Here is a 12731-nt window from a genome sequence, read left to right as displayed (position 1 = left end):
AGACCTTTTTTAAAAGTATTATCTCATTTACTAAAAAAGCAAAGTACTAAGACTTTGCTTTTTTTTAGGCTTTACTGTTAATCTTATTAAATTCTTAATATTAGCTATCTGGATCAAGACCCTGCTTAATTTTTTCTATTCGCTCTTGGTGTCTATGATGCGCTTTCAATGCATTAACAGAAAAAGCGCCAACAATAGCAACAATGGGTATTAATAATGCTAGTGTCGCCGGATTAAGTAGTCTTTCTAACCATCCCATCAGTAAGTCCTTGTAAAATTATTAATGTAGCTTTAACGGTTATTCTTCGAAATAAGTTCCCCAACCATCATAATCAACTTTACAAAGATTGGCTAACTCAAACATTTTTTTAGTCTCTTCGAAAATAATCTCTTCATCGAGCGGTTGTTCAGTAATAATATCAAAAGCGAAAACTTTATCACCATTTTCTAGCTCAGCTTCTTCAGGGTCTTCTATTTCTAAACCCATTTTAAAAGCGGTAATAGCCGCTTTTTCTAGCAGATCAAAATCTGTACTAGAAAAATGATGCTCAATAGTGTGATGTACCTCTTCGTTGGTACCATCTTCGATAAGGGCATTCACTAAATTATTGGTGTGATCTTGCCATTGTTGCAAATCTTCATCTATCATCATGATCTCTATTTTTAAACTTTATTTTTTAGGATTAGCTCGTTTCCAGACTCTTTACTGAGCTCAGCAATTTTCACAAGCATACTTTTATGGGCGGTGTTAGCGACTTCTCTAATACTTTCTTTAGCTTGGTTATTAAAATATATAGGCTCCAATAGCTCAATAATCAATTTACCGTTGTTCCAACGACCTAATTTTATCTTGCCGTGTAAATTACTAACACAAACAGGAATAATAGGTACATTTGCTTGTTGCGCGGTTCGAAATGCGCCGGTTTTAAAAGGCAGCAAACCTTTACCATTACTTCTAGTTCCTTCTGGAAACAACCACACAGACAACTCTTTTTCAGTAATCTTTTTTGCAGTTAACGCTATGGTATTAATGGCTTTGCTTGAATTTGAACGATCAATTAAAATGTTACCCGTTAACCAATACATTTGGCCGAAAAAAGGGATCCACTTTAAACTTTTTTTACCTACGCTAACCGTAGAAGGCTGAACAGCTGCACTAACAGTAAAAATATCGTAGCTATTTTGGTGGTTACATATATAAACTGCTGGCCCAATATCTTTAATACTTTCGGGTATTCTAACCTCGATAGTTAGCCCTAAAAGTGTCGAAACCTTACTCAAATAATGCGAGGTATGAAAGACATTATTACGATGAAAGGGTCGTAAAATACTATAAATACAAGCAGCACAACAAATAAAGACTAAAGCTAGTGTCATGACAATAAAGCGAATTATGGCTAACAAATTTACATCCTAATTATTATATATCGGCGCAGTATACCTTATAGATGTTCGACTACAAAACTCATTTTTATTAACCAAAATGGGGGTAAACAGCTATTATTTATCTAATGGAAATTATCGGGCTATTTGAATTTCTCTATATTTCATATAAAGAACTTTTAAACGCTCATACTCGAAAGCTGAACCTGAGGCATAATACCTAAAGGGTAAATTAGCGCGCGTATCAATACTGCGTAAAAAGGTCAATAATATCTCTTCATCACCACTGACACCTAATTCATCAATGACGAATTGCAAAGCAAGCATATCAATTCCTACCCCGAAAGTATCACGTAACGAAGATGGCCCTAGTAAAGGCAAAACTAAATAAGGTCCTGGGGCAACCCCCCATACACCGAGTGTTTGACCAAAGTCTTCATTTTGTTCATCTAGACCTATTTTCGTTGCCACATCAAATACACCAAAAAGACCAAGAGTGGTATTTACCGCAAAACGACCAAAAGTTTCAACGCCAACACTAGGTTTACCTTGTAAAAGTGCGTTGATAAAAACAGTAAATTCTCCTAGGTTTCTAAAAAAATTACTAACCGCTCTTTCAACAAAGTCAGGTGTTATCGCTTTATAACCAGCTACAACAGGTAAGAGTATGTATTCGTCTGCTTTTGCATTAAAGTAATACATACGTCGATTAAACCCTTCCCAAGGATCGTCATATTGATTAGTAACCGCTATTTTTTGATAGGCTAAAGACAACTTCACTCGAGGCGCTTCAACATTACCTTCTAACTTGGGTACTGATGAACAGCCGTAAAGTAAAGTAATCAAAATAATAGCGCTATTTTTTATCAGTGAATTATAAAACGCCATCATTGTTGAATACCTTGGAATTGGCTATTCATGTAAGCAACAAAACTCGCTCTATCAATGTTTCCACAGTGTCCGCCACGCGGGAATATTTTTGCCCTTGCGCCAAAAACGTCTTGTAAATACTCCACTTCACCTTCAGCTAAAATAATGTCATCCGCATTGGTTACTAGACTTATTTTTGTGGAATTACGTAAATAACTTTCTATATTTCTCAGTCCCAGTCGTGCAATAAGTGCCTCACGCGTTAAATCAGCTTCACTTTCTTGTTGCCAAGGCACGAGCACTTTTTCAAAGTAGTCCTTAAAAGTAATAACACTGGCTCGATACATTGAGTGGGTAATACTTTCAAATTTATCAATTTGATGATTTTTATAAATAATACCGCCGACGTTATAACTAACATCTAATGCAAACAGCATATCCGTCGACGACATCCTAAATGATGCACCGATTAACAGTTTTAATTGTTCTTCTGATAACTGAGCATCTTTGAATAAAGCATAAATAGCGCTTTGCGAAAACGAAGATGATTCTTGTTCTGCATAACTATTAGCAAAACCTAAAAATATATCATCAAGCATAGTTTCCGCAGCATCAGGACCATTTTCTTTTAAATTTAAATAGCTATCAAGAATGTTAACTGAATTATATAAACTTACGGGTGGATTTATTAGCACAACTTTTTCAAAATTAAAAATCTGCTCACTTTCATCAAGTTTAGCAACATAAGCTGAGTGAGCCCCCCCTAGACTATAGCCAGTTAATGAGAATGTCGTTGCGACAACCTCATTTTCAGTGATGACTTGTTGATAAACTTTTTGCATGATGCCATAAAGGTTTTTAGCATCTTGTTCTAACACCCCAGGAAAATCTGTAGATGAGTCTAAATTAATAATAAAGTTAGAATATGTCGGCGATGAAAGCGAAATAACATGATAGCCTTGTTGAAACAAAGTTTTTTGTAAACTGATCATCTTTTCACTGTTATAACTTGCGCCAGTGCCAGCAATCACAAAAACTAGTGGCGCTTGTTCGGTTTGCTTTATCAGCGAGTATTTCATCTTAGTGCTATACCAAAATACCTCAGGGATTGATGTAATTGAACGCAATACTATCGATTTTTCTATGGTTGGAATTTCTAATGGTAATATTGCTTCGCTTTCTTGGCAATATCCGGTAACTGTTGCTTGATACCTTGTGTAGTCTATATCACAAGTATTGGCTTTTACTTCCAATTCACCTTGGTCATTAGCACTACATGCTGTTAGCAACAACACAGCATATATACTTAAAAATCGCACAACTTCCCTTACTATTTAACATTATATGATTAAATCTATTGGCTATAATTATAACTGACTAATGATCAGGCTCCTAAAGAACAGCCATTATTATCTTCAACAACATACATATAAATAAGGTCATTAAAGCCAATTATTTCACACGTAATATTTTATTAGCTGAATACTCACGGTGCTTTTTATACGGTGTTGAACAAGTTTAATTCTTCGACTAATCAGATATTAAGCGATATAAAGTAGTATTTAAGCTAAATATAACGTCTTTTTTTCAATACTTACCTATAGTTAATATCTAGTAAAGGTTAATTAAAACAATAAAAATATTAATTTTTTGGAATAGGTTATCTGATGAAAATATTGATAAAATGGATGCTATCACTACTATTTACCTTAATTGTATTACCTAATGCACAAGCCTACGACGATGAAAAAAAAATACCAAGCGCCATAGAGGGATCCTTAATTAGTGGCTGGGCCAATTCGGCGGTAATTTTTGAGGCTTTAGATAAAGGTTATGATTTAGAAGCCATAGGGTTCCCGCTGACAAGCAAAGCCACTGGCCCATCTGAGACACGATTAATTAACAAATCTGAAACTCACCAAATAGCGATCGTTTTTGATAATAAAGCTTTTAGTGCCCAAAGTGGATTTTCACATCAGCGGCTTGATCAAATTAATGAACAGACTTTTTTTATTCAAGGCAGTTACCGAGTACTACAACAAGAAAATTTTGCCTTACTTGTTACTGCAAAAATAGAGTCTTTAAGTGATCACTCAATCTACCAGTTTTACAGTAATGACTTTGTTTCAAGCGAAGTATCTTCCAGAGATATTAATGGCGCAAAATCCTATGCTAGGTTTGGTATTCTAGGTCAATATTCAATAAACAATAACTGGTATGTGAGCGGAGGGTTAACATCAACAGCCCATGAAGATTCTACAAACAATTTACCTATTTATACTATTCAAAAAGAACAAGTAGCGATATTTGGCACCACCTACACTTTTTAATCTTCGGTCGCTAAAAAATCAATAGAATGTCGTCATCAAAAAGGGTCTCTATAAAACCAATAGTATTTCGTCATCACCAAAGGGTCACTGTAAGATCAATAAAAAAGCGCTATCATAAAATGATAGCGCTTTTTTTTTCGTACTATTTAATGTGACTTTAGCTGACTAGAATAAGCTTTCATCAATATCAAACAAGGTATCACAACCAGCTTTTATCGACGCAGCCAAGGACAAACGACGTGGTAACAAACGTGCGAAGTAGTAGCGCGCTGTTTTTATTTTACTTTCATAAAATTCATCACTTGAACTTTCTTTAGCCAAAGCTGATTCAGCCATTTTAGCCCAAACAAATGCCATTGCTGTGTAACCAAATACATGAAGGTAATCGTTCGCTGATGTTCCTAACTCTTCAATATTCCCTTGCGCAGCTTTAAGGATATGCTGAGTTAATTCAGCTAAATCAATATTGGCATCTTTTAAAGGTTGAATAAATTCTTGCATGTTATCGGCAGAGGTTTGTTCAATGTAAGTGTTCACTTCATTGATAAAAGTCTGCATTAACTCGCCCTTACTAGCGGCTACTTTTCTTGCTAATAAGTCCATCGCTTGAATGCCATTAGTGCCTTCGTATATTTGTGCGATACGAACATCACGAACCAGCTGCTCTTGTCCCCATTCACGGATATAACCATGACCACCTAAGACTTGTTGACCTGCAACGGTATTATCAAGACCTAAATCGGTAAAAAAGGCTTTCGCTAAAGGAGTCATTAGAGCGGATAAACTCTCACCCTTAGTTTTTAATTCGCCTTCGCCATAGGTTGCCATATCCAGTGTCATTGAAATGTACGTAGACAATGCGCGTGAACCTTCAGTTAATGCCTTCATGTTAAGTAACATACGACGTACGTCACCATGAACAATGATAGGATCAGCGGCTTTCTCTGGATATTTAGCACCTGACAATGAACGACCTTGTAAGCGTTCTTTTGCATATTCTAAAGCATTCTGGTAAGAACGTTCTGCCGCACCAATACCTTGAATACCAACACCAATACGTTCAAAATTCATCATAGTGAACATGCAAGCTAAGCCTTTATTCTCTTCGCCAACTAAGTAACCTTTTGAGCTATCAAAATTCATGACACAAGTTGCTGAAGCGTGAATACCCATTTTATGTTCAATGGAACCACAGCTAACATTATTAAAATCACCTAAGGATTCATCGTCATTGACTTGATATTTAGGGACTAAAAATAGTGAAATGCCACGAGGGCCGGCTGGTGCACCGGGTAATTTCGCCAATACTAAATGGACAATATTTTCAGTGATATCATGTTCGCCAGCAGTAATAAATATTTTTGTACCACTAATGGCAAAGCTACCATCGTCTTCAGGAACAGCTTTAGTGTAAATCAATCCTAAATCAGTACCAGAATGAGGCTCAGTTAAACACATGGTTGCCATCCAGTCACCTGCATACAAACGTGTTAAATAGCGCTCTTTCAATTCATCTGTCGCATGCTTAGCAATCGACAAGCCAGCACCAGCGGTTAGCCCTGGATATAATGAAAAGGCGATATCTGCTGAACAGAGCATTTCTTCGTGCAATGCCGTGATCACTTTCGGCATACCCATACCACCAAAGTCAGGTTCGCCACCTAAGCCTGTCCAACCACCATCAGCGTAAGTTTTAAATGCTTCTTTATAACCTGGAGCAGTTGTTACCTTACCTTCATTGAAACTTACGCCAATTTCATCACCTTGGCGTGAAAGCGGTGCAATTTCTTGCTCAGCTATTTTGGCACATTCTTGTAAGATGGCTTGCGCGGTCTCGCGATCGACATGCTCTGATAAGGTAGGCATTGACTGCCACATTGCTTCCATTGAAAAAACATCATATAACAAAAAATTCATATCTTTTAATGGTGCTTGATAATCAGCCACGGTATTCCCCTAATATTGTTAAATGTTACGACAAATAACATTGTAATTTAACTTTTGAAACAATCATTTCAAACATGCGTTTGAATATAGCAAAATCTGCTTAAAAGTAAAGCGTCAACGATAAATATTAAGTCATCTTTTGTCGATTGGTATGAAAAGTAAAAATGCGTTAATGTTAGCATAGGTAATATCTTTGCTAGTGGTTTGAATATTTTTGATGACTTCTCCTATGTTAACTAAATTTTTATGTATAACGCTTTGCGGTTTAATGCCCTCTTTGGCCTTAGCCGAGCAACTCGCTTTTTCGAAAATAGAAAAAGGAGATAATTACCAATTTAATTATCAATGGCTTGATTATCAGGGTGAAACACAAAGCTTACAATTTTTACTGGCTAAAAAAGCAATATTCGATCGTTTTAGAAACTTCAAAGTATTTAAAGCTGATATGGCAAAATATTCAATTAATAATGCCCTACAAAAGAAGTTACGTGCAGAGCCTATCCGCGGGGTAATGATTGATTTTAATAAAAATTCCACAAATGATGAAATTGTCATCAAAGGACGAAACAACCAAACAATCAATGCCGCCTACGCTAGAGTTTATAAGTTAAAGCAAGCGTTAAGTAATCAATATTTAGCAGATAATTACTATCATCAATTTATAACTCATGATCAAATTAACGCGGTAAAACCAGACCATGGACGATTTGCAAATATTGCCAGCATTGATTTAAAGCCGGTAAAGCCTATTATTCTTAAAAAGTTTTCAATAAAAAACATTCGAAAAGTTACCGACTATGTTTTAGGATTTATACAAAGTATTCCCTATGCAACTTTAGAATCAAGAGTAACCGCCTCTGGAGCAGGTTTTAATCCGCCATTAAAGTTATTATGGGAAAACCAAGGTGATTGCGACAGTAAAGTCACGTTAACAGCGGCAATTTTACGTAGCCTAATGCCACGTATAAAAATGATTCTAGTCTTTATTGATAATCACGCTTTACTCGGTATTCAAGTACCTGTGCAAGCAAATGATCAAACAGTTATTATAGATGGCATATCATATGTGCTAGCTGAGCCAACGGGCCCTAGGCTTTTACCTTTAGGAGAAATAGCTCCCGCTTCAGAGTTAGCGGTAGGTAACGGACATTACACAGCAGAGCAGTTCCATAAAAAGGTAAAGCGAGCATTAAAAACAGACCTTAATAATACGACTGTTGCGGGTAAGGAACCATAACATCGGGTCGTCATTAATGTGAATAACGATGAGTAATTGCAACTAATTAAGTACCTCTAAAATACTCGAAAGTAGTAATTCAGCACTGATAGGTTTTGCCATATGCTTATTCATACCCGCTGCTAAGCTTCTCTGCTTGTCTTCTTCACGGGCATGCGCCGTCATCGCGATAATGGGTAAGTTATGAAATTCTTTTTGTTGGCGTATTTGTCTAGTTGCTGTTAAACCATCCATGATCGGCATTTGAATATCCATAAGTACCACATCAATATGGTGCTGTTTATCGGTCAATATTTCCAACGCTTCTTTACCATGACCCGCAATAATGACATTGGCTTGCATCGTTTTTAATAGCTCTTTTGCCACCAACTGATTAACTAAGTTATCCTCAACCAATAAAACATTAATACCTTTTAAATTATCAATGTCTTGCGATAGGCTTTGCAAAGGAATCGATTCGTCAATGGCTGTTTCAGCCGCAAGCTCTCTAGCTGTTATGACCGAAAATAGCTTACTGATAAAGCTTCGATAAAGTGGTTTTTCTAGCAAGATATAAGAAAGTTTTAATGCCTCAATACGTTCAATGATTTCACTGGAAATACCTTTAGCCATTGGATGACTTATCGCTAATAAAATCTGGTTATCAAGACAGCTTTGATATATTTTTTCTGGATGTTCATTAATGCTCTGTTCGTCAATAATCAGCGCTACATTTTCATTGTTCTTATATTTGTCGAGTTCCGATAAAGCCGTGATATTAACATGGCTTATTTGAGAGCCCGCTAGATGACCTATTAACGATTCAGATAATACGTGAGAATAACTGCACAAGGTCAGTGCTGATTTTTTGCTTAAGGCCTTATTTTCAACAAGGTTAAAAGGTAAAACAAAAGTAAAACTAGTGCCTTTACCTAAGTCACTTTTCAAGGATATGTCACCCGATAAAAGATTGATAATTTGCTGACAAATAGATAATCCTAATCCTGAACCACCATATTCGCGGGTCATCGATTCATCTGCTTGACGAAACGCTTCAAATAAGTGACCTTGTTTTTCTTTAGCTATACCTATACCGGTATCAGCAACGATAAAGCGTACTAATACCGGTGAGTCATCAAAGGTGGTGCCTGCAGCATCATTGCCCGTATTAACTTTTTCAACTGTTAGTGAAATTTCACCTTGGTGGGTGAACTTCATCGCATTGTTAAGTAAGTTTGTTAGTACTTGCACCAATCTCAGATCATCAGTTAAGACAATATCTGGCACATCAACCGCAATATTTATCTTTAGAGATAATTGTTTTTCACTGATCATACCGATATTCAGTTTTACGGCTTGATCGACTATTTTATCAATACTAGCGGGCATTTTTATAACAGACATATTGCCCGATTCTATTTTAGCTAAATCAAGTACTTCATCAACCAAATGTAAAAGAGACACAGATGCACCTTCAGCATTTAATATATGTTGCTGCTGCTCATTCGTTAAACGTGTTCTGGCTAACAAAAATAGCATGCCTTTAATCGCATTAATTGGCGTGCGTATTTCATGGCTCATATTAGCTAAAAACTGACTTTTTGCTTGGTTAGCATATTCAGCTTGGTTTTTTGCTTGTTCCAAAGCGACATTCGCCGAATACTGCGAGGTAACATCACGTACTAAATTGATAGTGCCAACAATTTCAGCGGTTTGACTATATAACTGGTTACTAAAAACCTCATAAGTATTAGCTGGTGTTTCAACAACCTGTGCTAATCCTTGTTCTGTTGATCGTGTTAATGACGCTTTAGACATAGCGACTAATGATTGACCTAATTCGACACTGACCACTTCATTACTACACTTACCAATGAGATCTAATGAGCCTGCTTGAACAAAGTTTTCAAACGCTTTGTTATACCCCATCATGTTGCCATCTAAGTCGTTAAAAATGATGTAATCAGGAATAGCATCCATCACTGAACGCAGCAAAGCATAGTCACGTTGGTGTTGTTCACTTTTAAGGCGTAACGCTTGGGTTTTTTCGTTAACACGCGTATCAAGAATCACATTTTGATCTTTCATTTGTTGCAATAAGGTACGATTTTGTCCAAAAATATCTTCAACAATTTTAAACCAATATGACCAGTCTGCTGGAGGTTTTACTTTACCTGGATCACCATGCGAGCAATGCTCAATATGATTAATAAATTCTTTAGTTGGTTTCATAAATGTTTTGCGCGTTACGATATAGATGATACTCATAAAGGCAAATAGCCCTAAAAAAAACAAAACCAACATCAAGATAAATCGATTAAAAATAGAGGCGGTAAATTCTTGATAAGGTTGGTACTTAAGAAGAACCCAACCATTAATAGGTAGTTGATATTTTTGAATGAGCCAAGTGCCCTCTTTGTGACTGTCGGGTAATTGATTAATGCGTTGATAGGAATAGCTTGCTAATTGCTTTGGTGCAATATCTTGCCAAGTCAGCTTGGTTGATAAGGCTTGATTGTCAGCCGTTTTGTGGATGAGAACATTGTTTTTTTCATCAAGCAGTACTAACGCTTGATTAGGTTTACTAATATCAGGCAAACCGTCACTCAAACTTGATAAACTAAAATCCATTAGTACCGCGCCAGCGAGTGACCGATTACGATAGACGGCTGTGCCTAACGAAGCACTCAAGCCTTTACCTGCTGAATCTAAATAAGGTGGTGACCAAAAAAAATTGTCGTCGCCAGGCAACAGCGTTTTAATGCTATTGATATTGTCATTATTTAAGTTACGCTCTGAGAACCGCCAACTATCACGCCCTATCCAAGGATAAAGGCTAACGAATTGATTTAAAGAAATGTAATAAAACCAATTAGATTCTTTAATTGAATTTTTGGCAATAATAAATGCTGGTGTTAACGCATTTGCCATTGCCAGCTCTTGCTTTTGTAACTCATCAAAATCAGCAACCTGACCGATACCCGTTATACTTCCTCGGTAATTTTTTCGATGAGCAAAAGAATCTCGACTATTTTTCTTTAAATAGAATTCATTACCATCTTGTTCAAGTGGGGGAGTTGTAGCAAGTAACTCTTCGGGGAAAGAAAGATGATAATTAGCAAACTTTTTAATGCCAGCAATACTTTTCAAGCCCAAAATCAAGGTATTTTCTAACTGCTTAGCACGTGTAGTTAAGGTGCGAAGTTCTCGTGCTTGGTAAGACTCTAACTCAATAAAATACCGGTAAGACGCTATCGACATAGCAATCAATGTTATTACAATAAATACAGCCAAAACAGAACGATTGTAACGACTAAACACCTGTTCTTTAGATGACTTATCAAACACTGTTGCAACCTTATATTTATTCAGATAATTTTAATTTATAACAATTAATACATCTTACTTAAAATAGTCTTTGATAACTAGTCACACGGCTAAGTCGGTCAATTATCAAAAACTAAAGGCTCAAAATGAGCCTTTTAATATCCCCTATAAAATCAGCTGTCCCTATAAGTTTTCCTCGGCAAAAGAAGCTAATCGACTTCTCACTACACCATTTAGATTAATAGTTGAGCTACCTGAGAAGTTTTTAAAACGTTCAACAATATAGGTTAGCCCTGACGTAACCGCCGTTAAATAATTACTATCAATTTGAGCAAGATTACCAGAACAAACCAGCTTAGTCCCCTCACCGCAACGAGTGATGATTGTTTTTAGTTGTGATGCCGTTAAGTTTTGACATTCGTCGAGTAAAACCAAAGAATTTTGAATACTTCTACCACGCATAAAATTCACTGACTTAAACTGAATATTGGCTTTTTCCATGATGTAATCAAGGCTACCATTCATATTTTCATCTTGTTTATGCAACACTTCTAATGAATCGGTAATAGCCGCGAGCCAAGGCGCCATTTTTTCTTCTTCAGTTCCGGGTAAAAAGCCAATAGACTCAGCAATTTCAGGAGTACTGCGCGTAACGATGACTTTATCGTAGAGGCCACGTTCTATGACTTGTTCAAGCGCTGACGCCAGCGCTAGCAGTGTTTTACCGCAACCGGCTGGCCCAGTAAGAATCACTAAATCTATGCTTGGGTCAAGCAAAGCATCCAGTGCCATCCCCTGATAAATATTTTTTGGATGGATCCCCCACGCTTGTTTTGCCATTAAACGGTCTCGGCTTAAATCCATTATCGACAATTTTTCATCATCCCAACCAGTAACTTTGCCAGCAAAGTTCTCACTCTCATCAATAAGGTATTCATTCATGTAAGTATTAGGAAGGACATCACGCTTAACATAGTGGGTGGTATTTCGGCCTTCAGTTTCACTTTCACACTCATTAACATGTTGCCAAAAGTCACCTTCAAACTTGTGATAGCCTTTCGTTAAAAATTTAATATCGTCGATGAGCTGATCTGTACGGTAATCTTCAACATAAGCTAAACCTGCGCCTTTAGCTTTTAAGCGCATATTAATATCTTTAGTGACCAAGACAACTTTATTGGGCGCCCTTTTTTCCTGTAGGTATAAAGCGGCGTTAATAATACGATTGTCATTTTCATTAAAAGATAACCGGCCAGCTTTTTGCTCTAAGGTATAATCATTAAAAATTGATAAACAACCGCTGGGATGTTCGTCATCATTTTGAGGTAATTTAACACCCGCAAGCACTTCTTCAGGAGTGGCATCGACAAGCATATCTTCAAGTGCTCGTATCGCAACACGGGCATCTCGACTAACATCTTTGCGGCGGTCTTTAATGGAGTCTAATTCTTCAAGCACAGTCATGGGGACGACCACGTCGTGCTCTTTAAAAGAGAGAAAAGCGAAAGGTTCGTGTAATAAAATATTTGTGTCTAATACGTAAAGAATTTTTTCATCATTCATACAAAGATCTCCTATCTAAGTTAACGTGACACAGAAGAATCGTTAAGTAAGCTTAATCACTTAGTCTTCAACTGCGACTAAAAAACCAAAAACAG

10 protein-coding genes are annotated in these 12731 nt (G+C 36.7%); 2 read left to right on the top strand and 8 right to left on the bottom strand.

Features of this window, described 5'->3' with window-relative positions; genetic code table 11:
- Window positions 1-100: 100 nt before the first annotated feature.
- The 5 genes from A3Q34_RS20575 to A3Q34_RS13080 form a co-directional block, all read right to left on the bottom strand.
- Window positions 101-259: a hypothetical protein gene (locus tag A3Q34_RS20575; RefSeq protein ID WP_157470988.1), complete on the bottom strand. Its 159-nt coding sequence runs from the start codon at window positions 257-259 to the stop codon at window positions 101-103.
- Between the two features lie 39 nt (window positions 260-298).
- A complete protein-coding gene (gene rraB / locus A3Q34_RS13095) occupies window positions 299-652 on the bottom strand; it encodes a ribonuclease E inhibitor RraB (protein ID WP_070375757.1) in 354 nt (117 codons plus the stop codon).
- A gap of 11 nt (window positions 653-663) precedes the next feature.
- Entirely contained in the window at window positions 664-1404 is a 741-nt protein-coding gene (locus A3Q34_RS13090) for a 1-acylglycerol-3-phosphate O-acyltransferase (protein ID WP_070375756.1), read from the bottom strand.
- Between the two features lie 114 nt (window positions 1405-1518).
- Window positions 1519-2274 carry an MlaA family lipoprotein gene (locus A3Q34_RS13085; protein ID WP_197517590.1) on the bottom strand — a complete coding sequence of 252 codons (756 nt, stop codon included), beginning with the start codon at window positions 2272-2274 and terminating at the stop codon, window positions 1519-1521.
- Window positions 2271-3572, bottom strand: a complete 1302-nt coding sequence (locus A3Q34_RS13080; RefSeq protein ID WP_070375755.1) for a hypothetical protein — start codon at window positions 3570-3572, stop codon at window positions 2271-2273. Before A3Q34_RS13080 ends, A3Q34_RS13085 begins: the two co-directional genes overlap by 4 nt.
- 348 nt (window positions 3573-3920) lie before the next feature.
- On the opposite strand from A3Q34_RS13080, the gene A3Q34_RS13075 reads away from it, so the two are divergent.
- Window positions 3921-4583 carry a hypothetical protein gene (locus A3Q34_RS13075; protein ID WP_070375754.1) on the top strand — a complete coding sequence of 221 codons (663 nt, stop codon included), beginning with the start codon at window positions 3921-3923 and terminating at the stop codon, window positions 4581-4583.
- Window positions 4584-4748: 165 nt separating this feature from the next.
- On the opposite strand, the gene A3Q34_RS13070 is transcribed toward A3Q34_RS13075, so the two are convergent.
- A complete protein-coding gene (locus tag A3Q34_RS13070; protein ID WP_070375753.1) occupies window positions 4749-6530 on the bottom strand; it encodes an acyl-CoA dehydrogenase C-terminal domain-containing protein in 1782 nt (593 codons plus the stop codon).
- 229 nt (window positions 6531-6759) lie between these two features.
- Here A3Q34_RS13070 and A3Q34_RS13065 point away from each other — a divergent pair, with 229 nt between their 5' ends.
- Window positions 6760-7767 carry a hypothetical protein gene (locus A3Q34_RS13065; protein WP_070377159.1) on the top strand — a complete coding sequence of 336 codons (1008 nt, stop codon included), beginning with the start codon at window positions 6760-6762 and terminating at the stop codon, window positions 7765-7767.
- 42 nt (window positions 7768-7809) lie between these two features.
- On the opposite strand, the gene A3Q34_RS13060 is transcribed toward A3Q34_RS13065, so the two are convergent.
- A complete protein-coding gene (locus A3Q34_RS13060; RefSeq protein ID WP_070375752.1) occupies window positions 7810-11094 on the bottom strand; it encodes an ATP-binding protein in 3285 nt (1094 codons plus the stop codon).
- A gap of 162 nt (window positions 11095-11256) precedes the next feature.
- On the bottom strand, window positions 11257-12636 hold the full coding sequence (locus A3Q34_RS13055) for a PhoH family protein (protein WP_070375751.1): 1380 nt from the start codon (window positions 12634-12636) through the stop codon (window positions 11257-11259).
- Between the last annotated feature and the right edge of the window lie 95 nt (window positions 12637-12731).

Source organism: Colwellia sp. PAMC 20917, from assembly GCF_001767295.1.
Classification (GTDB): domain Bacteria; phylum Pseudomonadota; class Gammaproteobacteria; order Enterobacterales; family Alteromonadaceae; genus Colwellia_A.
The sequence above is the reverse complement of the archived record's forward strand: the minus strand, read 5'-3'. Positions and strand labels throughout refer to the sequence as shown.

Bases quoted from the DNA above. Each gene is read 5' to 3' on its own strand.
- A3Q34_RS20575 (WP_157470988.1), bottom strand. From the start codon at position 259: ATGGGATGGTTAGAAAGACTACTTAATCCGGCGACACTAGCATTATTA.
- rraB (WP_070375757.1), bottom strand. From the start codon at position 652: ATGATGATAGATGAAGATTTGCAACAATGGCAAGATCACACCAATAAT.
- A3Q34_RS13085 (WP_197517590.1), bottom strand. From the start codon at position 2,274: ATGATGGCGTTTTATAATTCACTGATAAAAAATAGCGCTATTATTTTG.
- A3Q34_RS13075 (WP_070375754.1), top strand. From the start codon at position 3,921: ATGAAAATATTGATAAAATGGATGCTATCACTACTATTTACCTTAATT.
- A3Q34_RS13065 (WP_070377159.1), top strand. From the start codon at position 6,760: ATGTTAACTAAATTTTTATGTATAACGCTTTGCGGTTTAATGCCCTCT.
- A3Q34_RS13055 (WP_070375751.1), bottom strand. From the start codon at position 12,636: ATGAATGATGAAAAAATTCTTTACGTATTAGACACAAATATTTTATTA.